The organism is Comamonas sp. F1-6, from assembly GCF_039581415.1.
GTDB lineage: Bacteria > Pseudomonadota > Gammaproteobacteria > Burkholderiales > Burkholderiaceae_C > Comamonas > Comamonas thiooxydans.
This window is the reverse complement of the sequence record NZ_JBCPWN010000004.1, coordinates 97,942-123,823: the sequence shown is the minus strand read 5'-3', so window position 1 is coordinate 123,823 and position 25,882 is coordinate 97,942. Positions and strand designations below refer to the sequence as shown.

Sequence of the window (25,882 nt, the reverse complement as noted above, 5' to 3'; positions counted from 1 at the left end):
ACTGACGCTATGGTTCACAGTGTTTTCTCTATGGTTCTGACGAATATTCAAGAGGAGCTTACATGCCATATCGTTTTCTCATCCTGACCGCATCCGCTGCTGCCCTGACGGCCTGCAGCACCCCCGAGCCCCAGCCCGCCCAGGCCATCGCCAGGCTGCAGGCCACTTCGGGTAGCAAGGTCGGCGGCGATGTGAAATTCACCCAGAAGACCGGCCAGCAGGTGATGGTCAATGCCGTGATTCACGGCCTCAAGCCCAATTCCGAGCATGGCTTTCACATCCACGACAAGGGCGACTGCGGCGACAATGGCAATGCCGCTGCCGGCCACTTCAACCCGCTGGGCAATCCGCATGGCAAATATGACTCGACCCAGCACCATATGGGCGACCTGCCCAGCCTGAAGGCCGACTCCAACGGCGTGGCCACCGTCAACGTACAGTCGGCGGACATCACCTTGCTGGCCGGCCCTGGCAATGTCATCGGCCGGGCGGTCATCGTCCATGCACAGCCCGACGACTACACCACCCAGCCCACGGGCAATGCCGGCGCGCGCATCGCCTGCGCCGTCATCAGCCGCGACTGAAGGTCTTGCCCCTTTGACAAAAGCCGCTGCCTGGCTGCAGCGGCTTTTTCATTGAAATCACCGTAATTACTGATGGATAAGCCGCTGATAGCCATGTTTTTTGATATGGGTTCGTACCCGCATCGACAGCATAGGCTCCGCGCTCTAGCATGAGCTGCCTCTTTACTGGGAGATAGCCATGCCTGCGCCACGGCATCACCCCCTGCGGGGATGCATTCTCTGGCTGGTCTGTGCCTGTCTCTGCATGGGCCTTGTTGCCGTGCGGGCCCAGACCACGACACAGCAGCCTTCGCTGATGCTGGCCCAGATCTGGCGCAGCGGCCTGCCGCTGCAGGACTATTGGGTCAGCGAGAAACTGGATGGCGTACGCGGCTACTGGAACGGCCACCAGCTCGTCAGCCGTGGCGGGCAGCGGATCGCGACGCCAGAGTGGTTTGTTCGGGACTGGCCGGCCACCCCCATGGATGGCGAGCTCTGGGCCGGACGCGGCCGGTTTTCCCATACCCAGTCCACCACGGCACAGGCCATCCCGGACGATCGGGCCTGGCGCCAGATGAGATTCATGGTGTTTGATCTGCCCGCGGCTCCGGGCAGCTTTGACCAGCGCCTGCCGCTGCTGCAGCGCACCGTCGGGGCCATTGCCCAGGACTGGGTGCAGATGGTGGAGCAGCGCAAGCTGGGCTCGGAAGCCGAGTTGCGGCAATGGCTGCACACAGTCGTCAAAGGCGGCGGCGAGGGCTTGATGCTGCACAAAGGCAGCGCCCCCTATCGCCCGGGCCGCAGCGACGATCTGCTCAAGCTCAAGCCTTTCGATGATGCCGAAGCCCGGGTCATAGGCTACAAAAACGGACGCGGACAATGGCAGGGCATGACGGGTGCGCTGCTGGTGCAGACCCCGAACGGCAAGCAGTTTTCACTGGGCTCCGGACTGACGGCGCAGATGCGCAAAAGCCCGCCCGCGCTGGGCAGCTGGGTCACCTACCGCTACCAGGGCCTGCACGAAAAAAGCGGGCTGCCGCGCTTTGCCCGCTTTTTGCGCGTGCGCAGCGAGCCGGGCTTTCAGCCCGAGCCGGCAGGCCCGTGACTCGGGCTTCATCGCTGCCTGCGACTGCCGGTCCTGCGTCTCAAGCCCACGGCGCCCAAACCTACGGCAGTTGCGCCCCCAGGTCGCGTGCAGCCTGCAACACGTTTTTAACATAGCGCTCGTCATAGCGATGCGCGGGCATGGTCAGCGTCAGGGCAGCGGCCAGCTCCCCGCTGCGGCGAAAGACCGGAGCCGAGATGCCGGCGATCTCGCTATGCCTGTCGCCCACCAGGGCTTCGTAGCCATCGGCCCGTACACGCGCATAGTGGTTGCGATTCTTCTTCACCCAGTCGCCCAGCTCCGGATCGAAAGCGACCAGCACACGCCCGCCTGCGCCTTTGTCCAGGGGAAGCAGATCGCCGGCACGCGCATGATCACGTACCGGGTGCGGCGAATCCACACGGTACAGACACAGGCGTTCACGCCCCTGGCGCACATGGTAGGCAGCGCTCTCGCCCGTGGCCTGAACCAGTGCGCGCAGCACCGGCATGACCAGTTTATCCAGCGAAAAGCTCTGCTCATAAACCACATGCAGCCTGGCCACGGCCGGGCCCACCGCATAGCGCCCGTCATCCTGGCGCTGAACCCAGCCGCCATGCTCCAGAGAGGCCAGCAGCCTCAGCACCGTGCTCTTGTAGAGCCGGGTGCGCTCGGCCAGCTCGGCCAGGCTCAGCGCGGCATCGCCGTCATGGAAGGCGCCCAGCACGCTGAGGGCGCGGTCCACTGCAGCCACACCGCCAGGCGCGGCATTCTCGTCGGCTACGGATTCGTTCAGGGATTTACGCGGCATAAAAACTCCTGCCCCGCAGCTTGACAGGGCATCGGGACGCAAGGCAATATTTCAATAGAAAGAATTAAGTTCTATCAGATAGAACATCATTAAAACATTGCGCCAGCTGCAATGCAAGCATGAAATCCAAGTGAGGCAACCATGTCATCCCCCCAGCGTTTCGATCTCCTGATCAGCGAAGTCGGCCCCCGTGACGGCCTGCAGTCGGTCTCGGCCACCATGAGCACGGCCCACAAACATGCATGGATCGATGCCCTGGTCGCTGCGGGCGTGCAGGAGATCGAGGTCGGCTCCTTTGTCTCGCCCAAACTGCTGCCGCAGATGGCCGACGCCGCCAAGGTCGTACGCCACTCCATCGCCCATCCCGGCGTCACCATCATGGCCCTGGTGCCCAATCTCAAGGGAGCCGAGGCCGCCATGCGCGCCGGCGCGCACAAGATCACGCTGCCCGTCTCGGCCAGCCCCGCGCACTCCATGGCCAATGTGCGCAAAACCCCGGCGCAGATGGTGGAAGAAGTGCGCGCCATCGCCAGGCTGCGCGACGAAATGGCCCCAGCCGTACATATCGAGGCCGGCATCTCCACCGCCTTCGGCTGTACCTTGCAGGGCCTGGTGCCCGAGGACGAGGTGATTGCTCTAGCGGCGGCCTGCGTAGCCGCCGGAGCCGACGAATCGGGGCTGTCCGACACCACGGGCATGGCCAACCCAGCCCAGGTCAAGCGCCTGTTCACACGCCTGCGCAGCGAACTCGGCGACAAGGCCGGCGCCGCACATATGCACAACACCCGAGGCCTGGGCCTGGCCAACTGCCTGGCTGCCTATGAAGCCGGCGTGCGCACTTTCGACGCCTCCCAGGCCGGACTGGGCGGCTGCCCCTATGCCCCCGGTGCCTCGGGCAATGTGGTGACCGAAGATCTGGTCTTCATGTTCGAAGCCATGGGGCTGCGCACCGGCATTGACATTGAGCGATTGCTTGCAGCGCGAGAAACGCTGGCCGCCGGCCTGCCGGGCGAGGCGCTCTACGGCATGCTCCCACCCGCGGGCCTGCCCAAGGGCTTTGTGCCTCAGCGCTACTGATCACACAGCGGCTCGCCCATGAGCCGAAGACAAGAAGAGATGAATATGCACGCCTCAACCGAAACCGCCGAGACTTCCTCCCCCCTGCCCTATAGCGGCATCCGCGTGGTGGAGTTCACCCATATGGTCATGGGCCCCAGCTGCGGCCTGATGCTGGCCGACCTGGGCGCCGAAGTCATCAAGGTCGAGCCCGTGGGCCACGGCCGCAACGGCGATGCCACGCGCAAGCTGCTGGGCTCGGGCTCGGGCTTTTTCCCGCTGTTCAACCGCAACAAGAAAAGCCTGACGCTGGATCTGCAGACCCCCGAGGGCAAGGAAGCCGCGCTGCGGCTGATCGCCACGGCCGATGTGGTGACCGAAAACTTCAAGCCCGGCACCATGAAGAAGCTGGGCCTGGACTATGAAAGTCTCAAGCAACAATTCCCACGCCTCATCTATGTGAGTCACAAGGGCTTTCTGCCCGGCCCCTACGAACACCGCACGGCCCTCGACGAGGTGGTGCAGATGATGGGCGGCCTGGCCTATATGACGGGCCGGCCCGGCGACCCGCTGCGCGCGGGCACCAGTGTCAACGACATCATGGGCGGTATGTTCGGTGCCATGGGAGCCATGGCCGCCCTGGCCCAGCGCGAGAAGACCGGCAAGGGCCAGGAAGTGCAGAGCGCTCTGTTCGAGAACAATGTGTTTCTGATCGCCCAGCACATGATGCAGTACGCGGTGACCGGCAAGCCTGCAGCACCCATGCCCGCACGCATTTCGGCCTGGGCGATCTACGACGTGTTCGAGGTCCAGGGCGGCGAGCAGATCTTTCTGGCCGTGGTCAGCGACGGCGCATGGCGCGAGTTCTGCGATGCCTTTGGCCTGGAGCAGCTGCGTGACGATCCGCGCCTTGGCAGCAACAACGACCGCGTGCAGGCCCGCAGCTGGCTGATGCCGCTGCTGCGCGAAACCATGGCCGGCTACAGCGCCGCGCATATCGCCAGCGTCTTCGAGGACAAGGGCTTGCCGTTCGCGCCCATCGCCCGCCCGCACGATCTGCTCGAGGACCCGCACCTGAACGCCACGGGCGCACTGGCCCCCATCACCTTGCCCGACGGCCGCGACAGCAAGACCGTGCTGCTGCCGCTGACCCTGGACGGCAAGCATCTGCAGGTGCGCCTCTCGCCGCCCAAGCTCGGCGAGCACAGCCTGGAGATTCTGACTGCCCTGGGCTACAGCCAGGCCCAGGCCCAGGCACTGGCACAGGGCCAGCCCGACTGAGCGCCCCTGCGGGGCCATCGCTCCGCACGACCCACGCCCCCCAAGAACAGGACGCCCAGGCGCGCCCTGCGGGGGATTCTTTCGCCCCATTTCCATCATTCAGGAGACAAAACCATGCCATACAGCCCCTCTTCCCGACACCCGAACCGTCGCCTGGCGATGGCAGCATGCGCACTGACGGCCATGACGCTGGCCGCCGGCAGTGCTGCGGCCCAGCCCGGCGAATGGCCCGCCAAGTCGATCCGCATGGTCGTGCCCTTCACGCCTGGCGGCGGCACCGACACGGTGACGCGCCAGATCAGCGAGCGCATGGCGAGCGCGAATCGCTGGGTCATCGTGGTGGACAACAAGCCTGGCGCGGGCGGCAATATCGGCCTCGATGCCGTCGCCAAGGCGCCGGCCGACGGCTATACCTTCGGCATGGGGCAGACCGCCAATCTGGCCATCAATCCCTCGCTGCTACCCAGCATGCCGTTCAACGCCAAGACCGATCTGCTTCCCGTGGCGCTGGTGGCCTCGCAGCCCGTGGTGCTGGTCGTGCCCACCGATTCGCCCTGGAAATCGCTGCAGGATCTGATCGCCGCAGCCAAGGCCCAGCCTGGAGCCATCAAGCAAGGTCTGGCTTCCACGGGCACCGTCGGCCATCTGGCGGGGGAAATGCTGTCCTTCAAGGCCAAGATCGATGTGCTCAACATACCCTACAAAGGCGCCGCGCCGGCCGTGACCGATCTGCTGGGCAAGCAGACCCACTATATGTTCGGCACGCCTCAGGCGGTCTACCCCATGATCAAGGGCCAGCGCCTGCGCGCACTGGCCGTGACCTCGGCCAAGCGTCTTGCCATCCTGCCTCAGGTCCCCACCGTGGCCGAGTCCGGCTTTCCGGGCTTTGAAGCCGTGGACTGGAAGCTGATCGTGGCCCCCAGGAACACGCCTGCAGCGCTGGCGCAGAAGATCAACGCCGCCGTGAACACCGGCTTGCAGGACCCTGCAGTGCTCAAACAGCTGCAGTCCGAAGGCAGCACACCCATGGGGGGCAGCCTGCAGGATGCCCAGGCCTATCTGCAAAAGGAGCAAGCCAGCTGGGCCGCGCTCATCCGCGACGCGAAGATCACGCTGGAATAGTCATCAAAAACAGGAGCAGCTTGCGCAATAACCACCTATGTCTCAAATAGGTTCATGCCTATACACAACTCAGGTCAAGCGCAAGCAGCTACTATTTTTGCTTCATGCAGCGCAGCCCCTGAATGAACAGCACGGCCAGGCTCGCGCCCGCGGCATTGGCCAGCGCATCCAGCCACTCGGCTGACCGCGTGGTGGAGAAGCCGGCCTGCAGCAGCTCAAGCACGCCGCCATAGCCGGCACAGACCAGCGCCACGGCCAGTGCTTGCCCGGCGGTCCAGCGCAAGCCCGTAGCATGCTCACGGGCCAGCCCCGCGCAGCAGAGCAAACCCGCCAGCACCGTATGCAGGCCGGCATGCACCAGCTTGTCCGTGTGCGCGAAGCCACGCAGAAACGGGAACAGCCTGAGAATCAGCCCACCACTGCTGCCTGTCTCATTGAGGCAGCCCCAGAGCATGAACAAGGCCCAGCCCAGGCTGGCTGCCGCCAACAGCTTCCACAGAGGCACGGCGCCAGCCGGTTGCAGGAATGAATGCATGGCAGGGATATGAAAAAGCCCGAAGTGCAGGCACTCCGGGCTGATGTGCAAAAAGGCCGGGATCGCCCCGACCTTGCAAAAGCCAAGGCTTATGCAGCTTTCCTTGCCGTTTTGGCCGCAGCCTTCACCGCAGGCTTTGCGACGGACTTGGCTGCCGCCTTTGTTACCGGCTTTGTTGCCGGCTTTTTGGCGGGTGTCTTGGCAACTGGCGTGGTTACGGGCGCCGCAGCCGTCTTCTTGGCAGCCGTCTTCTTGGCTGCGGGCTTCTTCACCGCAGCAGTCTTCTTCACTGCCGCAGGCTTGACGCTTTGCTCGGCCACGCAGTCCGCGTAGTAGCGGATTTCGCCGTTTTCGTCTTCCAGCTCGACCAGACCGTGGATATCGGTCTCGAAGCCCGGGCATTCCTTGGCGAATTCGCGCGCGAACACCAGGTAGTCCACGATCTTCTTGTTGAAGACTTCACCGGGGATCAGCAGCGGAATTCCGGGTGGGTAAGGCGTGACCAGACCCACGGTGGTGCGGCCGACCAGATGGTCGATTTCCACGCGCTCGGTCTTGCGCTGCGCGATATGCGCGTAGGCATCCGAGGGCTTCATCGTGGGCTTGAGATCCGACAGATACATCTCGGTCGTCAGGCGTGCGATGTCGTACTTGGCATACAGCTCGTGCACATGCTGGCACAGATCGCGCAGGCCCATGCGCTCGTAGCGGCGGTGCTGCTGGCAGAACTCGGGCAGGATGCGCGCCAGCGGCTGATTGCGGTCGTAATCGTCCTTGAACTGCTGCAGCGCGGTCAGCATGGTGTTCCAGCGGCCCTTGGTGATGCCGATGGTGAACATGATGAAGAAGGAATACAGGCCGGTCTTCTCGACCACCACGCCATGCTCGGCCAGGTACTTGGTGACGATGGACGCGGGAATGCCGGTATCGGCAAAGTCGCCGTCCAGGTCCAGGCCGGGCGTGACGATGGTGGACTTGATCGGGTCCAGCATGTTGAAGCCGTCAGCCAGATCGCCAAAGCCGTGCCAGTTGTCGAACTCCTTGCCGTTCTTCTTGGAGCGGGTCTTGGTCGATGCGTCCGTGCCGCGGATGATCCAGTCCTGGGCCGTGCCCACGCCTTCCTCGGCCAGGGCTTCAGGGCCCCAGACCTCGAACCACCAGTCGTCGTCGCCGAACTCGTCTTCCACCTTGCGCATGGCTCGGCGGAAGTCCAGTGCCTCGACAATCGACTCCTCCACCAGGGCCGTGCCGCCGGGCGGCTCCATCATGGCAGCAGCCACGTCGCAGCTGGCAATGATGCTGTACTGGGGGCTGGTCGAGGTGTGCATCAGATACGCCTCGTTGAACAGAGGGTGATCCAGCTTCTCGGTCTGGCTGTCCTGCACCAGCACATGCGAGGCCTGGCTGATGCCAGCGAGCAGCTTGTGGATGGACTGGGTGGCATAGACCACCGAGTGCATCGGGCGCTTGCGCTTCTTGCCCATGGCGTGATAGCTGCCATAGAAGGGATGGAAGGCAGCGTGGGGCAGCCAGGCTTCATCGAAGTGCAGATTGGCCACATAGCCGTCCAGCATGCCCTTGATGGTCTCGGTGTTGTAGAGCACGCCGTCGTAGGTGGACTGCGTCAGCGTCAGCACGCGGGGCTTGACGGCCTTGGCATCCACGCCCTTGAGCAAGGGGTTGGCGGCAATCTTGGCCTGGATGGACTCGACCGAGAACTCGCTCTGCGGGATGGGACCGATGATGCCGAAGTGATTGCGCGTGGGCTTGAGGAACACCGGAATCGCACCCGTCATGATGATGGAGTGCAGGATGGACTTGTGGCAGTTGCGATCCACCACCACCACATCGCCGGGTGCCACGGTGTGGTGCCAGACGATCTTGTTGGAGGTCGATGTGCCATTGGTCACAAAGTAGCAGTGATCGGCATTGAAGATGCGCGCGGCATTGCGCTCGGACTCGCCGATGGCGCCGTTGTGGTCCAGCAACTGGCCCAGCTCTTCCACGGCATTGCAGACGTCGGCGCGCAGCATGTTCTCACCGTAGAACTGGTGATACATCTGGCCCACGGGGCTCTTGAGAAAGGCCACGCCACCCGAGTGACCGGGGCAGTGCCAGCTGTAGGAGCCGTCTTCGGCGTAGTCCAGCAGTGCCTTGAAGAACGGGGGCTGCACGCTCTCCAGATAGCTCTTGGCTTCGCGGATGATGTGCTTGGCCACGAACTCGGGCGTGTCCTCGAACATGTGAATGAAGCCATGCAGCTCACGCAGAATGTCGTTGGGCAGGTGACGGCTGGTCTTGGTCTCGCCGTAGATATAGATGGGCACTTCCTCATTCTTGCGGCGTACTTCACCGATGAAGTCGCGCAGGCTGTGAATGATGGGGTCCTTGTCGCCGCCGAGCTGGAATTCCTCGTCGTCGATCGACAAAATAAAGGCACTGGCCCGGCTTTGCTGCTGTGCGAACTGCGACAGATCGCCATAGCTGGTCACGCCCAGGACTTCAAAGCCCTCTTCTTCAATGGCTTGAGCCAGGGCGCGGATGCCCAGTCCCGAGGTGTTCTCGGAACGATAGTCCTCGTCGATGATGACGATGGGAAAGCGAAACTTCATGAACAGCCTCCGTACCAATCAGGCCTAAAAAACGAAACAGCCGCGAAGTGTAAGGAATATCCTTATTGCGGCTTTGAAACAGGCTGTTTTTAACCCAGAATGTGGTGCACTAAATACAGGCCTTAACAGGAGCTCAGGTATGGATCACTCCACCGCGTGGTGGTTGCTTGTCGGTTTGCTGGTCATTGCGGAGCTGTTGACCGGCACTTTCTATCTCCTCATGCTGGCTCTGGGTGCCATTGCCGGAGCGCTTTGCGCTCATTTCGGCCTGGGCACCAGCAGCCAGATCGTCGCTGCGGCCCTGCTGGGCTCCGGTGCCGTCCTCGTCTGCTATCTGCTGCGCAAGCGCAGCCCGCGCAGACAGCCCGCTTCCAGCAATCGCGATGTCAACCTGGATGTGGGCGAAACCGTGGTCATCGAACAGTGGAACACCGACGGCACGGCCCAGGTCCGCTATCGCGGCGCCACCTGGACCGTCATGGGGCGCCAGGGCGCGCTGCCCATCCCGGGCCCGCATCGCGTGGCCGAAGTCATTGGCAACCGCCTGCTGGTTGACAAGATCTGATCATCGACCGGCCCCGGCATGGTTATGCTGGACGCCGGAACGCTTCGCTCTCTTTCTTCACACCAACGCCCCACAAGGGCTGGAGACAATATGGATTACGCAGTCCCTCTCGCCATCGCCATCATTGCCGTCATCTTCATCGTCCGCTCGATCAAGGTGGTTCCCCAGCAGCATGCATGGGTCAAGGAGCGTCTGGGCAAATACGCAGGCACGCTCACACCCGGCCTGAACTTTCTGATCCCGTTCGTGGACCGCATCGCCTACAAGCACAGCCTCAAGGAAATTCCCCTGGACGTGCCCAGCCAGGTCTGCATCACGCGCGACAACACGCAGCTGACCGTGGACGGCATTCTCTACTTCCAGGTCACCGACCCCATGCGCGCCAGCTATGGCTCGTCCAACTACATCATGGCCGTGACCCAGCTCGCCCAGACCTCGCTGCGCAGCGTGATCGGCAAGCTGGAGCTGGACAAGACCTTTGAAGAGCGCGACATGATCAACGCCCAGGTCGTCAATGCCATCGACGAGGCCGCGCTGAACTGGGGCGTGAAGGTGCTGCGCTACGAAATCAAGGACCTGACACCGCCTGCTGAAATCCTGCGTGCCATGCAGGCCCAGATCACGGCAGAACGCGAAAAGCGCGCCCTGATCGCAGCTTCCGAAGGTCGACGCCAGGAACAGATCAACATTGCCACCGGCGAGCGCGAAGCTTTCATCGCCCGCTCCGAAGGCGAGAAGCAAGCCGCCATCAACAAGGCGCAAGGTGAAGCTGCCGCCATCACCACCGTGGCCGAAGCCACCGGACAGGCGCTGGAGCGCGTGGCCACGGCCATTCGCCAGCCCGGTGGCGAGCAGGCCGTTCAGCTCAAGGTGGCTGAGAGCGCCGTGGAGGCCTACAGCAAGGTGGCAGCGGACTCCAACACCACTCTGGTCATTCCTGCGAACATGACCGAGGTCTCCGGCCTGATTGCCTCTGCCATGAAGATGGTTCAGGTGGGCAAGAGCGCCTGAGCCTGCTTGCTTCAGGCTGCGTGCAGAAAAGAACTTTCTGCACTTTCATTTTGAGGTCGAAATTTCTGGTTAGAATAGCGGCTTCATCACACGGAGCGGTGGATGAGTGGTTTAAGTCGCACGCCTGGAAAGCGTGTGTGGGTTAATAGCCCACCGCGGGTTCGAATCCCGCCTGCTCCGCCAGATTTTAAAATCAAGTCGACCACACTTGGTTTTTTACTTCAGAAATGAAGTATTTTGGGATCGCTGTGGAGCGGTGGATGAGTGGTTTAAGTCGCACGCCTGGAAAGCGTGTGTGGGTTAATAGCCCACCGCGGGTTCGAATCCCGCCTGCTCCGCCAAATGACAAAAGGCCTTGAAGAAATTCAAGGCCTTTTTTCTTTGGTGCGCTTCGACCCTGGCAGGGATTTGAATGAACCTTTCAACGATAGCAGCGCTATGTTCATCCAACTCAGCCCCGGCGAATACCACGGGAACTAACAGCCCATGCGTACCAAGCAACTGCTTCAGTAGGCATCACACAAACAGCCGCAGCGCTCAAGCTGCCTGCTGGCAAGCCCAGCGCAGCAAGCACTGGCGCGCCGAATGGCAACGCCAACCCAAACGAAAAGCGATAGCTCCGCCCCCGCTTGTGCGCCTGGGCTCTCGAGCCTGTATTGCCCCCGGCTTTCAAGGGCTACCCAGCCCCCTTGGCATGGAGCTCAGAACTTGCCGCGCAGTGTCAGCATCACATTGCGCGGCTCGCCATAGTAGTTGGAGCCATAGGCCGCCCAGACACGCTGGTAATACACCTTGTCAAAGACATTGTTGACGGTCAGCGTTGCATCCAGATTCTTGTTGAAGCGATAGCCGATCTGCAGTGCAGCCGTAGTCACCGGACCCTGAGAGAACTTCACGTCACCATTGAGGCGGTACATCCGGCTGACGCTGCGCAGACCGCCACCCACACTGAAGCCTTCCAGAGGCCCCGAACCGAACTGGTAGCGTGTCCACAGGTTGAAGCTGTGGCGCGGAGCGATGAAGGTATAGAGCTGAGCCTTCTCGTCCGGTGTTCCTTCCAGCGTTTTGGTCTGTGTGTACGCGTATCCGACAGCGAGATTCCAGCCCGGAGCTATGCGACCGTTGATTTCCGCCTCCACCCCCTGGCTTCGCATCTTGCCAGCGGCAAGGGAAAACAGCGGATTGGCCGGATCGGTCATTGCACGATTGCTGTCCTCCATACGGAAAACAGCCGCACGGGCATTGAGCTGTTTGTTCAGCCATTCGCCCTTCAGGCCTGCCTCGTACTGCTGGCCCACGCGTGGGCGCAATGTCATGCCCTCAGCGTCGCTGGCGGTCTGCGGCGCGAAAATGCGGGTATAGCTGGCATAGGCGGACAACTGCTCGCTCAGATCGAACACGACTCCCGCATAGGGAGTGAACTTGCCGCTGATGCGCGTATCGGTTTCGGAGAACTGGTTGAAATAGGCATTGCGATTGACGGCATGGTTGTCCCACCAGGTCATGCGCCCTCCCATGCTGAGCAACACGCCGCTGGCCGGGCGCAGATTGATTCGTCCATAGAGCCCGTACTGCTCGGTTCGGTTGTCGTTGCCGTTGGAGAAGCTGTAATTCGCAGGCTTGGGAACGTTGTTGTCGGGATCGAAGATATTGATGGGAGCACCGTCTCCACCGCCGTATTTGAAGCTCTTGTGCACCTTGCGATAGTCCGCTCCCAGCGTCAGCTCATTATTGGATGAGCCCAGCGCGGCAAACGGCGTGGTGATGAAGCCGTCAAGGCCATGGGTCTTCCAGTGGCTGCGGTAAGCCCAGCTGATGAGGCAGCTGTCGCCGGTAGCAGGGTCGGCCGCGCAGTCCGACCAGCCGAACAGGCGAGAGGGTTCATCCTGCTCCCGGTAGGTCGCATTGAGCTTGATCTGCCCGCCATTGTCCAGGCGATTCTGAAATTCTGCGAAGTACTCGGTGTTGCGTTCGGTGATGTGATTCCAGATGGGATCCAGATAGCTGGAGCGCGGAATATCCAGCAGGCGGCCATCCGGATAGGCTGGCAGGCCGAAGGCTGGACGCCCCTTGTATTGCTGATGACTGGCTCCGGCGGTAAGCGTGCTTGACGGAGTGAGGTCGGCTTCCAGCACGCCATAGATCAGCGGCTTCCTTGAGTACACATGATCCACAAAAGAGCCCTGGTCCTGGTAGGCGGTGACAAGACGCCCGCGTATGCGTCCATCACTGCTCAGAGGCCCGCTCATGTCCGCCTCGGCGTAGTAGCGATTCCAGGAGCCGGCCGATAGTTGCGTGCTGAACTCCCGCTGTGCCTTGGGGCGCTTGCGCACAAGATTGATGGAGCCGCCAGGGTCGCCGGCCCCCTGGAACAGTCCAGCAGGGCCGCGCAGAACCTCAATACGGTCATACATGGCCATGCCGAATCCGCTGGAAAGATCATTGCCTGTGCTCGCAGGAGTGTTGACACCGTCGATCTGCACGGTATCTACCGCGTAGCCGCGCAGGTAGAAATTGCCATGATTGCCCCCCGTGCTGCCTGGCTCCACAGTGACGCCGGGTACTGTGCGCATGGCGTCATCGAGACTCTGGATATTCTGATCCTCGAGCATCTGGCGCGTCACCACCGACACCGACTGCGGAATTTCTCGCAAACTCTGTGCACTCTTGCCGATCGTGACGAGCTGTGCAGCATAGGAGCCCGTGCCTTCCGAGAAGGTCGATGCTTCGGCCGCAGCAGTCACCAGCACTTCCGCCAGACTGGGGGCTGCACCCGCCGCCACAGGGGCCTGAGTGCTTTTGCGCAGAATGAAAATACCGGGCTGGGTTTGCGCGACCTCAAGCCCGCTACCACGCAGCAGCTGCGCAAAGCCCTCAGCGACGGCAAATCTGCCATTCAAACCAGCCGTCTGGAGCTCCCCGGTCAGCGCAGGGTCCGCGGATAGCGTCACCCCCGATTCCCCCGCAAAGCGCGCCAGCGCCTGGCTCAATAGTCCCCTGGGGAGGCTGTACTCTCTCGCTTGCTGACTGCTGGCGGAGCCCTGACTCGACTGGGCTTGGACGCCGCCGGCACCTGCCACCCCGAGCAGCAGGATCAGCGCAGCTTGAACTGCGTTCTTTTTGAGGCCCAGGCTCCCGGCGGACACAAAGGAGGATGAAGGCACTGAAATTTGCCCGGGAATATGCTGCGCCAAGACCATGGAGTAACCCTTTTTGAAAATGCCGATAAATGTGTTGCCTTTCTTGTATGACCGGCGTCCTGGCAAAAAGGGGACATGGAAGGTGAAGAAATCGAGTGTTTCAGCGCGGCACGATAGTCACCCAGTAACGCGAGCGCTGCAAGATTCTGATGGGCAGGGAGGCAGCCAGCGCCGCCAGCGCCTGATCCGTATCGCGCAGTTGAAAGGCTCCGCTCACAGGCTGCGCAGCAACCGCCGGATCGCATCGCACGATGCCCGGGCGATAGCGCGAAAGCTCGGCAGCAAAAATCCCCAGCGGTGTCTTGTCCGCATAGAGCACCCCATGAGTCCAGCCATCGGAGGCCAGGCCGGCTGCTTCGGGTACGCCGACATTCCCCGCGCTCATCTGCGCCTGCTTACCCGCATCAATGCGCACGCTTGTGTCGTCGTTGACGGGACTCAACTCCACCGCTCCTTGTTGAACCGCAACGAGGCAGCTGTGTTCCGTTCGCGCAAAGGGCGGCGCGATGCGCACGGTAAAACGCGTCCCCAATGCCCGGATCGTTCCTTGCGCTGTCTGGACCAGAAAAGGCCGCAGCGCGGCATCGGCAGCAGTCTGCACCCAGATGGCGCCCGCGCGCAGGATCAGGCGACGCTCCGATGATGTGAACGCCATGTCGACGGCGCTCCCGGTATCCAGCTGGATTCTGCTGCCGTCGGCCAGCGTCGATTCACGGCTCTCGCCCGTGTCGGTACGCATGTCCGCCGACCATTCATGCCAGGGCGCAAGACGCCAGACCCCATAGCCGATCGGCCCCGCCACAATCGCTGTCGCCAGCAGCCGCGCGACGGCACGCCGCTGCGAGCGATTCGCCTCGCGCAGCGCTGCAGCGCTCAGGCCGCCCAGCGTATTGCCTGCATCGGCACTGTTGCCGGCCCGGGTTGCATTCAGTTTGCCAAGAACCAGTTCGGCGCGCTGCCAGGCCATTTCATGACTCGGATCCGAGTTGCGCCAGCGCATGAGTTCTGCATGCACTGTCTTGTCGCCAGTGTCGGCATGCAGCCGCACAAGCCACTGTGCAGCCTGCCGTGCTGCGCTCGGATCGATATCGAGAGCCGGAGGAGGTGCAATAACCATGACTCAAATCACCAGCAAAATGCACTGCTCGAATGCCTGGGCCATATAGCGCTTGACGGTGCGAGGGGCGACTCCCAGGCGCTCTGCCACCTGTGCATAGTTCAGACCATCGAGTTGGGATAGTAGAAACGCCTCGCGCACCTTGGGTGGCAAGCCGTTGAGCATGGCATCGACCTGATGCAATGACTCCAGCACCAGCAACTGCTGCTCGGGCGAAGGCGCCAGAGGCTCCGGCAGTTGGGCCATCGCGTCCAGCCATGCCTGCTCCAGCGACAGCCGCTGCACATGATTGATGAGCAGATTGCGCGCCACCGTGGTCAGATAGGCGCGCGGTTCGCGCAACACCAGCGCGCGCTGCTCCGCCTGGGCAGCCAGCACTCTCACAAAGGTATCTTGCGCAAGATCCGCGGCATGATCAGCTCCGCCGAGCTTGCGCCTCAGCCAGCCCAAAAGCCAGGGGTGATGCTCTCCATAAATCTTGGCCACGTCGGTCAAGGAGTGGAATGGGTATGACAAGATACGATAGGTTACTCATTTTTGATAATGAGAATTATTATCGATCGGAGTCAAAAATGAAATAGATGTGGTTTTTGGGGAATTGTGGCTCGGCCTGTGCTTCGCCTGCCGGCCATCCCCTCATCGCCAACAAATTCACCGGCACCCTGCAAACCGCACGGCTTTCGACGACCGGCTCGGTTCCTTGATTTCAGAGGCCAAGCAAGGCTCGGCCCATCTGTCCAATCTGGCTGAGTCTCATGAGCATTGGAGCGGCTTCATAGGCCACACCAACGCTCTTCTCATGCAGCGAACGGGTTAGGCGCACTCAACCCTGGGCGCCAGGACTGGCCTGCCAGCCGCCGCCCAAGGCCTTGAACAGCGTGGCCAGGGCCATCTGCCGCTGCGCGCTGACCTCGATCAGCGCCATCTGCTGCGCATAGTCCGTGCGCTGCGCATCCAGATAGCGCAGATGACTGTCCACGCCGGCGCGATAGCGCAGCTCGGCCAGCTTGAGCGTATTCGCGCTGGTCTGCACCAGGCGCTGGCGCGCAAGCTCCTCGCGCCTCAGCGTCTCCACGGAGGCCAGCGCATCACTGACTTCACGAAACGCCGTCTGAATGCTGCGCTCGTAGCTGGCTATCGCCATGTCCTTGCGCAGCTGCGCGATTTCCAGATTGGCGCGATTGCGGCCGCCATCAAAAATCGGCAGGCTCAGCTGCGGCATGAAGGACCAGGAGCGCTGACCGCCGGCAAACAAATCGCCAAGCTCTGCACTGGCCGAGCCATAGGAGCCCGTGAGCGAGATGCGCGGGAAAAACGCGGCCCGCGCCGCGCCAATGCTTGCATTGCGTGAGCGCAGCTGATATTCGGCGGCGCGGATATCGGGACGCAGCACCAGCAGATCTGAGGGCAGACCCGGGCCTATCTCCTGCACCATGGGAGCGGCGCTCAGATCCGCGGCCGGCTGGACCCTGCCATCACCCACCAGCCAGTCCAGAGCATTGCCGGCCTGGCGCAGCTCGCGCTCGAAGCGCTCGACTTCGGCGCGCGCCAGCTCGAGCTGTCCTTGCGCCTCCTGCTCGTCAAGGCGGCTTGCCGTGCCGGTCTTTCTGCGCTCGCTCATCAGCTGCGATTCCTTCTCGCGCGCCTGCAAGGTGCGCAGCGCCAGGGCCTGGCGCTGCCGCGCGCTGTCCTGCGCCAGCGAGGCCTGGATCACTTCGGCAACCAGACTGATCTGCACGCTGCGCGCGGCCTCTTCGGTGGCCAGGTATTCCATCAGCGCGGCCTCGGACAGCGAGCGCACACGGCCGAAGAGATCAAGCTCGAAAGCCATCAGCCCGGCGCCTGCCTGATAGTTGCTCTGCACCCTGGCCGCTCCCGTGCCGCTCAGGTCGGCAGGCAGGCGCTGGCGGTTGCCACTGGCCTGCGCCTCCACACCGGGCAGCTGGTCCGCACGCTGCACGCGATAGGCCGCGCGTGCGGTCTGAACATTGAGCAGTGTCTGACGCAGATCGCGGTTGTTGGCCAGCGCCGTTTCGATACGCGAGCGCAGGCGCTCATCGATCACGAAATCCTTCCAGCGCAAGCTCTGCATCGATGCAGCCGAGGCCGATGATGCCGCGCTCCAGCTGCCGGGAATGGGCGCAGCAGGCCTTTCATAGGTCGGTGCAAAAGAGCAGCCGGCAAGCATCGCGGCAATCAGCGTCAGCGCCGCGGTACGCATGGTGTTTCGCCCGTTCATGCGGGTTCTCCTTCGGAGTCTGTGTTTTTTTCCTCCGGCACTGCGGGGCGCTTGCGCCGCAGCGAGAGCACGAAGACAAAGAAGATGGGCACGAACAGCACGCCCAGCAAGGTGGCGCTGAGCATGCCGCCGATCACGCCGACACCGATGGCGGCCTGGCTGGAGGCACCCGCCCCGGTGGCCAGCGCCAGCGGCACCACCCCGAGGATGAAGGCCAGCGAAGTCATCACGATGGGGCGGAAGCGCAAACGGGCTGCCTGCAATGCCGCTTCCGCCAGCGAATGGCCGCGCTCGTGCAGGTCCTTGGCGAACTCCACGATCAGAATGGCGTTCTTGGCCGCCAGGCCGATGATGGTGATCAGGCCGACCTTGAAATACACGTCGTTGGAAAGACCCAGCGCCGAGGTGGCCAGCACCGAGCCCAGCGCGCCTATGGGCACGATCAGCATCACGGCTGCGGGAATGCTCCAGCTTTCGTACAGGGCCACGAGCAGCAGGAACACCACCACGATGGCCAGTGCGAACAGCTTGGGAGCCTGTGCGCCAGCGGCCTTTTCCTGATAGGACAGCGCCGTCCACTCGTAGCCTATGCCGCGCGGCATTTCGCCCAGGATGCGTTCGAGCTCGGCCATGGCCTCACCCGTGGTGTGGCCAGGCTTGGCATCGCCCGCGATACGGAAGGCCGGATAGCCGTTGTAGCGCGAGATCTGCACCGGCCCCTGCTCCCACTCCACGCTGGCAAACGAGGCCAGCGGCACCTGCTCGCCCTGGGCATTGGGCACATACAGCCGCAGCAGGGCCTCGGGCGTCATGCGCGCGGCCGTGTCGGCCTGCACCACCACGCGCTGCAGGCGCCCCGCATTCGGAAACTCGTTGATCACGGCCGAGCCATAGGCCGTGGACAGCACGGCGCTGATGCTCGCGAAGCTCACGCCCTGGGCCTGGGCCTTGCGTCGGTCTATGTCCAGGCGCAGCTGCGGCGCGTCTTCGAGGTTCTCCATCATTGCGTAGGCGATCACCGGCGAGGCATTGGCCTTCTTCAGCAGCTCGTCGCGCGCGGCGACCAGGGCCTCGCGACCCAGATTGGCGCGGTCCTGCAGACGCAGCGCAAAGCCGCCGGAATTGCCCAGGCCGTCGATGGGTGGCGGGTCCACCGCCATGGCCGCACCGTCGGACAGACTGCCGAAGCGCTGATTGAAGGCCTGGACCTCGTCCCACGACGCCTGGCCCTTGCCGCGCAAGGACCAGTCCTTGAGCGTGACGAAGGCCATGGCCGCGTTCTGCCCCATGCCTGAGAAGCTGTAGCCCATCAGGAACTCGGCCTGGGCCGTGGCGGGGCGGCTTTGCACATAGGCTTCCATGTCACGCACCACGGCCTCGGTACGTGCTTCGGTTGCACCAGGAGGCAGTTGCACGCTGACGATGTAGTAGCCCATGTCTTCATAAGGCACAAAGGACTCGGGCATGCGCGTATAGGCAAAGCCGAGCCCGCCCACGATGGCCGCATAGATCAGCATATAGCGGCCTGTGCGCCTGACCAGACGCTGGTTGAGCAGCGAAAAGCGCTCGGTCAGCTTGGCAAAGTGGCGGTTGAACCAGCCGAAGAGGCCTTTCTTCTCCTTATGGTGATCCTCGGCAACAGGCTTGAGCAGCGTGGCGCACAGCGCCGGCGTGAAAGTCAGCGCCAGCAGGCCCGAAAACAGGATGGAGACCGCCAGCGACAGCGAGAACTGACGGTAGATCACGCCCACCGATCCGCTCATGAAGGCCAGAGGCAGGAACACGGCCACCAGCACCAGCGTGATGCCGACGATGGCCCCCGAGACCTGCTGCATGGCGCGCGCGGTGGCGGCTAGCGGCGAGAGCCCCTCCTCGGCCATGAGGCGCTCCACGTTCTCCACCACCACGATGGCATCGTCGACCAGAATGCCGATGGCCAGCACCATGCCGAACATGGTCATCATATTGACCGAGAAGCCCAGCGCATACATCACGGCCAGGGTACCGGCCAGACACACCGGGACCACGATGGTGGGAATCAGCGTATAGCGCAGGTTCTGCAGAAACAACCACATCACCAGGAACACCAGCACCACGGCCTCGACCAGGGTCTGGATCACCTTGCCGATGGCGACTTCGACAAAGCGCGAGGTGTCGTAGGGCACTGCATACTGAATATCGTCGGGGAAGTTCTGCGACAGCTCGGCTAGCCTCGCCTTGACCGCCTTGGCGGTCTGCATAGCATTGGCACCAGGTGCCAGTTGCACGGCGGCCGCCACTCCTTTGTGGCCGTCCTCGCGCGAGGCAAAGCTGTAGTCGAGCTGGCCGACTTCGAGACGCGCCACATCGGCCAGGTGCACGGCCGAGCCATCGGCCCTGGCCTGCAGCACGATCTGGCCGAACTCCTCGGGCGAACTCAGCGTGCCCTTGACGGCAATCGTGGCGCTGAGCTCCTGCTCGGACGATCCGGGCTGGCTGCCGAAGCTGCCTGCCGGCACCTGGGCGTTCTGCGCGGCAATGGCAGCATTCACGTCCGCCACCGACAGGCCGTAACCCAGCAGCTTCTGCGGATCGACCCAGACCCGCATGGCGACATCGGCGCCGAAGTACTGCACCTTGCCCACCCCAGGCACGCGGCGGATCTCGTTATTGATGTTGCGCACCGCATAGTCGGAGAGGCGGACCTCGTTCTTGCCGCTGTCGTCACCCTTGTAGGTCAGCGAATAGATCATCAGGAAATTGGCGCTGGCCTGCTCGACCTGCAGACCCATCTGCATCACCGATGCGGGCAGTCTGGCCTCGGCCTTCTTGATGCGGTTCTGCACCTCGACCTGGGCCAGTGCGGGATCAGTGCCCGGCGCGAAGGTAGCCGTGATCTCGGCCAGGCCCGTGGCACCGCTGGACGAGTCGAAGTACAGCAGACCCTTGGTGCCGTTGAGCTCCTCCTCGATGACGCTGGTCACCGACTCCATCACCGTGGTGGCCGATGCCCCCGGATAGGTTGCAGAGATGGAGATCTGCGGCGGAGCCACGTTGGGAAACTGCGCCACGGGCAAAGCCGGGATCGCCAGCAGGCCGGCCAGCAGGATGAAGATCGCGACCACCCAGGCCAGCTTGGGGCGATCAATAAAAAACCGGGACATTGTCTATCCTTGAATAAGGCTTGTCTTCTTGGCATTCAGCGCTTGCAGGACCAGCGCATAGTGTTCATTTCTTTTCCGTGACTTCCGCATCTTTGACAGCGTCAGCGAGATTTGCAGCGGCAGCTCTGATCTGCACCTTGGTGCCGGGCACGGCTGCCGCAAGGCCTCCGACCAGCACTCGGGCGTTTTCCTTCAGGCCCTCGGTGATATGCCAGTCGGAGCCGTACATGGCACCGGTGCTCACCTTCTGGGATTGCACAATGTCGTTCTCGTCGAGCACCAGCACATGGGCCAGTCCGTCGGCGCCGCGCTGCACTGCGCGCTGAGGCACGAGAATGGCCGCAGGATCCTCGCCCAGGCCCATGGTCACGCGCACATACATGCCGGGCAGCAGCAAGCCATCCTTGTTGGGGAATTCACCGCGCAGTGCAAGCTGGCCGGTGCCGCGATCCACCGTCACATCCGAAAACAGCATGCGTCCCTGGCGCTTATCGTCCAGGCCGTCCGCCACCAGCGTCACGGGAGCACTCTTCTGCGACTGCTCTCCCTGTTGCTGTGAACGCAAGCGCGTGGCCAGCGCTGCGGTCTGGCGGAAATCGGCATAAATAGGGTCAAGCTGCTGTATCACTGCCATCGGTGTGGCCTCCCCCTGACCGACCAGAGCACCTTCCGTCACCAGCGCACGGCCGATGCGGCCCGCAATCGGGGCCCTCACCGTCGCATAGTCCAGGTTCAGGCGTGCCGCCTCTACTTCGGCCTGGGCCGATTGACGCGTGGCCAAGGCGCTGTGCAGCGCAGCCTTGGCGCTGTCGAAATCCTGGCGACTCACGGCTTCCTGTTCCACCAGCGGCTCGTAACGACGCACCACGGACTGAGCATCGGAGAGCGCGGCCTCGGCTCGCGCCAATTCGCCCCGGGCCCGCGACAGCGCCGCGCGCAGCGGTGCCGGGTCGATGTTGAACAGCACCTCTCCGGCCTTCACATCTGCACCCTCTTTGAAGTTGCGGCTCAGCACGATACCCGGCACCCGCGCACGCACCTCCGCCACACGTACGGGCTCGATGCGCCCGGGCAGCTCAGCGCTGAGGCTCAGCGCCCTGGGCTTGACGGTCACCACATCCACCAGCGGCAATTCCTGAGGCGGTCCGCCCGCTTCCGACTTGATGCAGCCGGCCAACATCATTGCGGCTGCCAATGCGGCCAGGGCCGACCAGGCACGCACATTCTGGCTTTTCTTCTTCATGGCTTTTGAGTCTTGTCAAATCTTGAAAGAAGCGCATGATGCATGAAAATATTTTTTGAATCAAATTTGATTCATTAAGACCTATATTGATTCATGGCATTTTGATACCAAGTAAAGTTGCTATCCCAAGCTTTTAGGCCCGCCGCTTGAATCAAAATAGGTTCATCCGTATCCGCCCCAACCGGAGCCACGAATGACGACCGCCCCCCACGACAACACAGCAATCCTCCCCCCACTGGCCCTGGCCCTGGTCAACCACCCGCGCGCCACGCTGCAAGAACTGGCCAAGGCCATAGGCATCAGCAAGGCCACCCTCTATCGCTTCTGCCCCACCCGCGATCTGCTGATCAAGCGACTGCTGGAACAAAGCCTGCGCACGCTGGACGATGCGCTGGACGAAGCCCGCATCGAGGAAGGCCCGGTGCTCGAGGCCCTCAAGCGCCTCAATGCCAAGCATCTTGAACATCGCGAATTCACGCTGTTCCTGACCTATTACTGGAACGAAGTCGAAAAACCCATGGAGGAAAATGCGATCTGGGAACCCAAGGTCGACGCTTTTTTCCTGCGCGGCCAACAGGAAGGCGTGTTCCGCATCGATTTCAGCGCCGCAACGCTGACCGAGCTGTGGCTGGGAACCGTGATCGCGCTCATCGACGGAGAGCGCCGCGGTCGCATCCCACGCGCCCCGCTGGCACAGCTTGCCGAGCAGGCGTTTTTGCAGGGAGTCATGCGCCAGGACGGAACGGCGACAGCCTGACAGAATCGACCCGGACTGTGGCCTTACCGGCAATGCCTGCCTCCAGCTGCACCATGGTCATGCCGTTCCCCTGCAACGCGATCTCGCGTGCCTTCACACTCGTTTTCACAACCAGAGAGTAGCCTTGTCATGATCAGTCACCTCGACCACCTGGTTCTCACCACGGCCAACGAAGCCCAATGCATACGCTTTTACACCGAAGTCCTCGGCATGCGGCTGGAATCCTTCATCGGCGGCACCCCGCCCGTGGAGCGCAAGGCCTTTGTGTTCGGCCGGCAGAAGATCAATCTGCATGTGAAAGGGCGCGAGTTCGAACCCAAGGCCCACACGCCTGTGCCCGGTGCCCTTGATCTGTGCTTTCTGGCCTCGGTGCCGCTGGACGAGGTCATTGCGCGTCTGCAGCAGTTGTCGGTTCCCATCGCCGAAGGCCCTGTGATGCGCACCGGTGCCACATCGAAAATCCGCTCCATCTATGTGCGTGACCCCGACCTGAACCTGATCGAGATCTCGGAGCCGGCCTAGCCGCCCTCGCGCTGGCAAGCCGGGGCCTCTGAAAACGGCCCCCGCTTGTCAGCTCAGAGTTGTGCCAAAGCCTTTTTTGCCGGTGCATGGCCTTGCTCTGCGGCGCGCTGCAACCACTCACGAGCCTGCTTGGCATTCTTCTTCACACCCAGACCGTCCCGGTACAAAGTTCCCAGCGCGTACTGGGCCGGGGCATCCTGCTGCTCGGCGGCAAGCCGATACCACTTGAGCGCCTGAGCCAGGCTCTTGCCCACACCCTCGCCGTTTTCGTACAAGGTGCCCAGGTTGTACTGGGCCTTGGCATAGCCTTGATTGGCTGCCATGGTGAACCACTTGGCGGCCTCCGTGTAGTTGGGTTGCGCAAAGCCCTTGCCCAGATATTGAAAGACACCGACGTTGTACTGGGCCAGAACATTGCCCTTGAGAGCCGAGTTCAGGTTCTCCATGTATTCCATGGACTGCGCAAACTCTGCGGACTTTGGCGACGAAGCGGAGAGCTGCTCCAGCCGCTGCGCCGCCGCTGCATGCTGGTACTTCAGCGCCTGGGTGTAATAGGCAATCGCTTCTTTTTCGTTGCGATACTCGCCCTCTCCCTGCTCGAACAGACGGCCCAGTTCATAGTAAGCCTCGCCCGAGCCGCGGATGGCAACAGCGTGCAGCAGCAGCACGGCCCGCTTGTAGTCGGGGGCCACACCCTGGCCTTCGAAGCAAATCTTTCCCAGCAGCAATTGGGCTTTCTGCACGCCTTTGTCTGCCAGCGGGGTCAGCCATTTCGCAGCTTCGGCACGATTCTTCTCCACGCCTTCGCCAAGGTAATACATCTCGGCCACGGTGAACTGCGCAAGCACATCGGCTTGCTGGGCCGCCTTCAGATACCAGCGAAACGAGGCCTGCAAATCCTGGGCAAGCAACTCGCCTTTGCGGTAGACAAAGCCCAGGCTATTTTGTGCCGTTGCAGAGCCCTGTTGCGCGGCGCGCTCCAGCCATGCGACACCTGTTGCGGCATCCTTCTCAACCGCTTCGCCTTTTAGATAAATAGTTCCCAGCAGGTTCTGCGCATCGAGATTTCCGGCGTTTGCAGCCTGATGAATGTGTGCCAGGCCTGCCTCAGGATCCTTTTTCACACCTTCGGCACCCAGCACATAGACCAGACCCAGCAGATACTGGGACGGCGCATGATTGTGCTCTGCGGCCAGCCGCAGCCAGCGCAAGGCATCGTCGGCATTCTTTTCCACGCCCTTGCCGTAAAGATAGGCTTTTCCCAACTCGTACTGTGCCGCGACATCTCCTGTCTTCGCGGCATTGACCATTTCGCTGGGCTGAGCCTGCGCACAACCCCAAACTGACAGCCAAGCCGACAGAACCAAAGCACCAGACCATCGCGCAAGCATTGCTTCCCCTGTTCACAGAAAAAAGGGGAGTATATAGAAGCAATACCTTGCCCATAAAGCGTTGGCAGCTATCAAAACCATACTGACCCGCCTCAACACGGAGACGGCTGCCAATGCAGCTCATGCTTGACTGCAGGCACTAGACCGCCAGGTGGCCCGCAAAATCTTTCCTGGTCCCCGGCTCGCTGCGGCTGCGGCTGGGGCTGGGGCTGAGCACCGGCAACGGCCAAGAGCCTCTTTGGCTCAGGCAGCCATGGGCGTACAAAGCTCCACCACGCAGCCGTCGGGGCAACGCAGATAAGACACCATCTGACCCCAGGGCTTGGCCGTCGGAGCGGCCATCTCGATGGCGCCGGCGCTCAGCGCGTTCCGATGGGCCTGCACGATCTCCTCCGTGACCAGCGCGATTTCAAATCCCAATGGCTTGGCAGAGCTGTGCGCTTCGACATGGCCTCCCGGAAAATTCAACGCGCCCAGTTCATGGGCGGCAAATGCCAGCGTGGTCTGCCCTGTCTCGAGCTCGCCGTAGGTTCCGGATTCATGCAGAAAACGCTGTTGTATGCCGAATGCCCGGCTAAAGAATTCCAGCGATGCCGAGACATCCGGGACGTAGATGATTGTGTAACCCAATTTCATGAAGGCATCCTCTCAAAACCCAACCGAATTTGAACGGTCGCATCTTTACCGCTCAAGACCATTGCCTGCATCATCCTACTCAGCAAAAACGGCAAAGGCCTTGAAACGCTTCAAGGCCTTCCGGGGAACGGTCAGATTCAAGCTCTCATCTATAGCCCCATGCCCAGAATCGAGTTATCGGCATGCAGCTCGCTACCGCTCATGACACTGGACTCGTCGCTGGCCAGGAACAGCACCAGCTGCGCGATGCGCTCGGGCATATAGGCGCGGCCGGCGCGGTTGAGTTTGGGGTCGTGCAAGACCATTTCCTTGCTCACGCCCTTTGGCAGCGAAGCCTGCATCATGGGCGTATAAATGCCATCGGGATGAATGGAGTTGACGCGAATCGCATAGCCTTGCTTGCGACAGTTCAGCGCAGCGGCGCGCGTCAGCGCGGACACTGCAGCCTTGCTGGCGCTGTAGCCGGCATATTGCTCCACGGGCAGCCAGCTGGATACCGAAGCCATATTGATGATGGAGCCACCGGCCTGCTTCATCGCCGCAATGCCCTGCTGGCAACCGATGAAGACCGACTCGGTGTTGATCTTGAGCAGGCGGCTGAAATCCTCCAGACGCCCTGTTTCCATATCACCAGACAGCAGGATGCCGGCATTGTTGACCAGTACATCGAGCCTGCCAAGACGTTGCTGCACCGCCGCCATCACAAGCGTCCAGTCCGTCTCGCTGCTCACGTCATGGCGAACAAACATGGAGCCTTCGCCCAATTCAGCCGCCAGTTGCTGCCCCGCCGTTTCATTGATATCGCTGAATGCGACCTTGGCGCCTTCACCAAGAAGCAGCTTCACCACCTCCAGACCCACACCGCTGGCACCACCAGTGACCAGCGCCACCTTGCCCTGCAAACGATTTGTCATCTACGTCTCCTCTTATTTTTCCAAGCCCTGAGCAGGGCATTGCTACTGCCACATAAAAAAGGAGGCGCAAGCGCCTCCTG

21 protein-coding genes and 2 tRNA genes are annotated in these 25,882 nt (G+C 62.2%); 11 read left to right on the top strand and 12 right to left on the bottom strand.

All coding sequences use genetic code 11. The annotated features are described in order from the left end of the window. Nucleotides 1-62 precede the first annotated feature (62 nt). On the top strand, nucleotides 63-584 hold the full coding sequence (locus AAIL66_RS05875) for a superoxide dismutase family protein (protein ID WP_034393115.1): 522 nt from the start codon (nucleotides 63-65) through the stop codon (nucleotides 582-584). A 178-nt stretch (nucleotides 585-762) separates the two neighbouring features. Next, the gene (locus AAIL66_RS05870) at nucleotides 763-1,668 is read left to right on the top strand and encodes a DNA ligase (RefSeq protein WP_343496231.1); all 906 of its coding nucleotides are present in this window, start codon (nucleotides 763-765) and stop codon (nucleotides 1,666-1,668) included. Nucleotides 1,669-1,729: 61 nt separating this feature from the next. Here the strand turns inward: AAIL66_RS05870 and AAIL66_RS05865 are convergent, their stop codons facing one another. Continuing rightward, on the bottom strand, nucleotides 1,730-2,458 hold the full coding sequence (locus AAIL66_RS05865) for an IclR family transcriptional regulator (RefSeq protein WP_343496230.1): 729 nt from the start codon (nucleotides 2,456-2,458) through the stop codon (nucleotides 1,730-1,732). Between the two features lie 141 nt (nucleotides 2,459-2,599). On the opposite strand from AAIL66_RS05865, the gene AAIL66_RS05860 reads away from it, so the two are divergent. From AAIL66_RS05860 to AAIL66_RS05850, 3 genes are all read left to right on the top strand, one after another. Further along, entirely contained in the window at nucleotides 2,600-3,535 is a 936-nt protein-coding gene (locus AAIL66_RS05860; protein ID WP_343496229.1) for a hydroxymethylglutaryl-CoA lyase, read from the top strand. A 45-nt stretch (nucleotides 3,536-3,580) separates the two neighbouring features. Continuing rightward, nucleotides 3,581-4,795, top strand: a complete 1,215-nt coding sequence (locus AAIL66_RS05855; RefSeq protein WP_187771871.1) for a CaiB/BaiF CoA-transferase family protein — start codon at nucleotides 3,581-3,583, stop codon at nucleotides 4,793-4,795. 159 nt (nucleotides 4,796-4,954) lie between these two features. Further along, nucleotides 4,955-5,917: a tripartite tricarboxylate transporter substrate binding protein gene (locus AAIL66_RS05850; RefSeq protein WP_343496293.1), complete on the top strand. Its 963-nt coding sequence runs from the start codon at nucleotides 4,955-4,957 to the stop codon at nucleotides 5,915-5,917. Between the two features lie 91 nt (nucleotides 5,918-6,008). Here the strand turns inward: AAIL66_RS05850 and AAIL66_RS05845 are convergent, their stop codons facing one another. Together AAIL66_RS05845 and AAIL66_RS05840 are read right to left on the bottom strand one after the other, a co-directional pair. Beyond that, a complete protein-coding gene (locus AAIL66_RS05845) occupies nucleotides 6,009-6,452 on the bottom strand; it encodes a hypothetical protein (protein ID WP_343496228.1) in 444 nt (147 codons plus the stop codon). Between the two features lie 89 nt (nucleotides 6,453-6,541). Then, nucleotides 6,542-9,064 carry an arginine/lysine/ornithine decarboxylase gene (locus AAIL66_RS05840; RefSeq protein WP_343496227.1) on the bottom strand — a complete coding sequence of 841 codons (2,523 nt, stop codon included), beginning with the start codon at nucleotides 9,062-9,064 and terminating at the stop codon, nucleotides 6,542-6,544. Between the two features lie 139 nt (nucleotides 9,065-9,203). On the opposite strand from AAIL66_RS05840, the gene AAIL66_RS05835 reads away from it, so the two are divergent. The 4 genes from AAIL66_RS05835 to AAIL66_RS05820 all read left to right on the top strand — a co-directional run bounded on the left by AAIL66_RS05835 (nucleotide 9,204) and on the right by AAIL66_RS05820 (nucleotide 10,981). Continuing rightward, entirely contained in the window at nucleotides 9,204-9,629 is a 426-nt protein-coding gene (locus AAIL66_RS05835; protein ID WP_003063189.1) for an NfeD family protein, read from the top strand. Nucleotides 9,630-9,719: 90 nt separating this feature from the next. Continuing rightward, nucleotides 9,720-10,640: a stomatin-like protein gene (locus tag AAIL66_RS05830; RefSeq protein ID WP_003063190.1), complete on the top strand. Its 921-nt coding sequence runs from the start codon at nucleotides 9,720-9,722 to the stop codon at nucleotides 10,638-10,640. A gap of 92 nt (nucleotides 10,641-10,732) precedes the next feature. Then, a tRNA-Ser gene (locus AAIL66_RS05825) sits at nucleotides 10,733-10,823 on the top strand. Nucleotides 10,824-10,890: 67 nt separating this feature from the next. Further along, nucleotides 10,891-10,981 (top strand) — tRNA-Ser (locus tag AAIL66_RS05820). 360 nt (nucleotides 10,982-11,341) lie between these two features. Here the strand turns inward: AAIL66_RS05820 and AAIL66_RS05815 are convergent. From AAIL66_RS05815 to AAIL66_RS05790, 6 genes are all read right to left on the bottom strand, one after another. After that, on the bottom strand, nucleotides 11,342-13,804 hold the full coding sequence (locus tag AAIL66_RS05815) for a TonB-dependent siderophore receptor (RefSeq protein WP_343496226.1): 2,463 nt from the start codon (nucleotides 13,802-13,804) through the stop codon (nucleotides 11,342-11,344). A gap of 136 nt (nucleotides 13,805-13,940) precedes the next feature. Beyond that, complete coding sequence (locus AAIL66_RS05810) at nucleotides 13,941-14,957, bottom strand: FecR domain-containing protein (RefSeq protein WP_343496225.1); 1,017 nt, start codon at nucleotides 14,955-14,957, stop codon at nucleotides 13,941-13,943. A 3-nt stretch (nucleotides 14,958-14,960) separates the two neighbouring features. Continuing rightward, on the bottom strand, nucleotides 14,961-15,452 hold the full coding sequence (locus AAIL66_RS05805; RefSeq protein ID WP_343496292.1) for a sigma-70 family RNA polymerase sigma factor: 492 nt from the start codon (nucleotides 15,450-15,452) through the stop codon (nucleotides 14,961-14,963). Nucleotides 15,453-15,780: 328 nt separating this feature from the next. Further along, nucleotides 15,781-17,196: an efflux transporter outer membrane subunit gene (locus AAIL66_RS05800; protein ID WP_343496224.1), complete on the bottom strand. Its 1,416-nt coding sequence runs from the start codon at nucleotides 17,194-17,196 to the stop codon at nucleotides 15,781-15,783. Continuing rightward, entirely contained in the window at nucleotides 17,193-20,339 is a 3,147-nt protein-coding gene (locus tag AAIL66_RS05795) for an efflux RND transporter permease subunit (protein ID WP_343496223.1), read from the bottom strand. The genes AAIL66_RS05800 and AAIL66_RS05795 overlap by 4 nt, the downstream gene beginning before the upstream one ends. Before the next feature lie 64 nt (nucleotides 20,340-20,403). Continuing rightward, entirely contained in the window at nucleotides 20,404-21,582 is a 1,179-nt protein-coding gene (locus AAIL66_RS05790) for an efflux RND transporter periplasmic adaptor subunit (RefSeq protein ID WP_034393084.1), read from the bottom strand. A 193-nt stretch (nucleotides 21,583-21,775) separates the two neighbouring features. On the opposite strand from AAIL66_RS05790, the gene AAIL66_RS05785 reads away from it, so the two are divergent. Then, on the top strand, nucleotides 21,776-22,339 hold the full coding sequence (locus tag AAIL66_RS05785; RefSeq protein ID WP_003063204.1) for a TetR/AcrR family transcriptional regulator: 564 nt from the start codon (nucleotides 21,776-21,778) through the stop codon (nucleotides 22,337-22,339). A 129-nt stretch (nucleotides 22,340-22,468) separates the two neighbouring features. Next, the gene (locus AAIL66_RS05780) at nucleotides 22,469-22,861 is read left to right on the top strand and encodes a VOC family protein (protein WP_012837892.1); all 393 of its coding nucleotides are present in this window, start codon (nucleotides 22,469-22,471) and stop codon (nucleotides 22,859-22,861) included. Nucleotides 22,862-22,914: 53 nt separating this feature from the next. Here AAIL66_RS05780 and AAIL66_RS05775 read toward each other — a convergent pair whose 3' ends face one another. The 3 genes from AAIL66_RS05775 to AAIL66_RS05765 all read right to left on the bottom strand — a co-directional run bounded on the left by AAIL66_RS05775 (nucleotide 22,915) and on the right by AAIL66_RS05765 (nucleotide 25,802). Next, on the bottom strand, nucleotides 22,915-24,171 hold the full coding sequence (locus AAIL66_RS05775) for an SEL1-like repeat protein (protein WP_238585682.1): 1,257 nt from the start codon (nucleotides 24,169-24,171) through the stop codon (nucleotides 22,915-22,917). A 324-nt stretch (nucleotides 24,172-24,495) separates the two neighbouring features. Continuing rightward, complete coding sequence (locus AAIL66_RS05770; RefSeq protein WP_034351770.1) at nucleotides 24,496-24,888, bottom strand: VOC family protein; 393 nt, start codon at nucleotides 24,886-24,888, stop codon at nucleotides 24,496-24,498. Between the two features lie 149 nt (nucleotides 24,889-25,037). Further along, nucleotides 25,038-25,802 carry an SDR family oxidoreductase gene (locus AAIL66_RS05765; protein WP_034351769.1) on the bottom strand — a complete coding sequence of 255 codons (765 nt, stop codon included), beginning with the start codon at nucleotides 25,800-25,802 and terminating at the stop codon, nucleotides 25,038-25,040. Nucleotides 25,803-25,882 lie beyond the last annotated feature (80 nt).

Excerpts from the sequence above, each read along its gene's own strand:
- AAIL66_RS05770 (WP_034351770.1), bottom strand. The coding sequence starts at position 24,888 with ATGAAATTGGGTTACACAATCATCTACGTCCCGGATGTCTCGGCATCG.
- AAIL66_RS05870 (WP_343496231.1), top strand. The coding sequence starts at position 763 with ATGCCTGCGCCACGGCATCACCCCCTGCGGGGATGCATTCTCTGGCTG.
- AAIL66_RS05765 (WP_034351769.1), bottom strand. The coding sequence starts at position 25,802 with ATGACAAATCGTTTGCAGGGCAAGGTGGCGCTGGTCACTGGTGGTGCC.
- AAIL66_RS05850 (WP_343496293.1), top strand. The coding sequence starts at position 4,955 with ATGGCAGCATGCGCACTGACGGCCATGACGCTGGCCGCCGGCAGTGCT.
- AAIL66_RS05845 (WP_343496228.1), bottom strand. The coding sequence starts at position 6,452 with ATGCATTCATTCCTGCAACCGGCTGGCGCCGTGCCTCTGTGGAAGCTG.
- AAIL66_RS05775 (WP_238585682.1), bottom strand. The coding sequence starts at position 24,171 with ATGGTCAATGCCGCGAAGACAGGAGATGTCGCGGCACAGTACGAGTTG.
- AAIL66_RS05860 (WP_343496229.1), top strand. The coding sequence starts at position 2,600 with ATGTCATCCCCCCAGCGTTTCGATCTCCTGATCAGCGAAGTCGGCCCC.
- AAIL66_RS05840 (WP_343496227.1), bottom strand. The coding sequence starts at position 9,064 with ATGAAGTTTCGCTTTCCCATCGTCATCATCGACGAGGACTATCGTTCC.
- AAIL66_RS05835 (WP_003063189.1), top strand. The coding sequence starts at position 9,204 with ATGGATCACTCCACCGCGTGGTGGTTGCTTGTCGGTTTGCTGGTCATT.
- AAIL66_RS05865 (WP_343496230.1), bottom strand. The coding sequence starts at position 2,458 with ATGCCGCGTAAATCCCTGAACGAATCCGTAGCCGACGAGAATGCCGCG.
- AAIL66_RS05785 (WP_003063204.1), top strand. The coding sequence starts at position 21,776 with ATGACGACCGCCCCCCACGACAACACAGCAATCCTCCCCCCACTGGCC.
- AAIL66_RS05830 (WP_003063190.1), top strand. The coding sequence starts at position 9,720 with ATGGATTACGCAGTCCCTCTCGCCATCGCCATCATTGCCGTCATCTTC.
- AAIL66_RS05800 (WP_343496224.1), bottom strand. The coding sequence starts at position 17,196 with ATGAACGGGCGAAACACCATGCGTACCGCGGCGCTGACGCTGATTGCC.
- AAIL66_RS05790 (WP_034393084.1), bottom strand. The coding sequence starts at position 21,582 with ATGAAGAAGAAAAGCCAGAATGTGCGTGCCTGGTCGGCCCTGGCCGCA.
- AAIL66_RS05875 (WP_034393115.1), top strand. The coding sequence starts at position 63 with ATGCCATATCGTTTTCTCATCCTGACCGCATCCGCTGCTGCCCTGACG.
- AAIL66_RS05780 (WP_012837892.1), top strand. The coding sequence starts at position 22,469 with ATGATCAGTCACCTCGACCACCTGGTTCTCACCACGGCCAACGAAGCC.
- AAIL66_RS05810 (WP_343496225.1), bottom strand. The coding sequence starts at position 14,957 with ATGGTTATTGCACCTCCTCCGGCTCTCGATATCGATCCGAGCGCAGCA.
- AAIL66_RS05795 (WP_343496223.1), bottom strand. The coding sequence starts at position 20,339 with ATGTCCCGGTTTTTTATTGATCGCCCCAAGCTGGCCTGGGTGGTCGCG.
- AAIL66_RS05855 (WP_187771871.1), top strand. The coding sequence starts at position 3,581 with ATGCACGCCTCAACCGAAACCGCCGAGACTTCCTCCCCCCTGCCCTAT.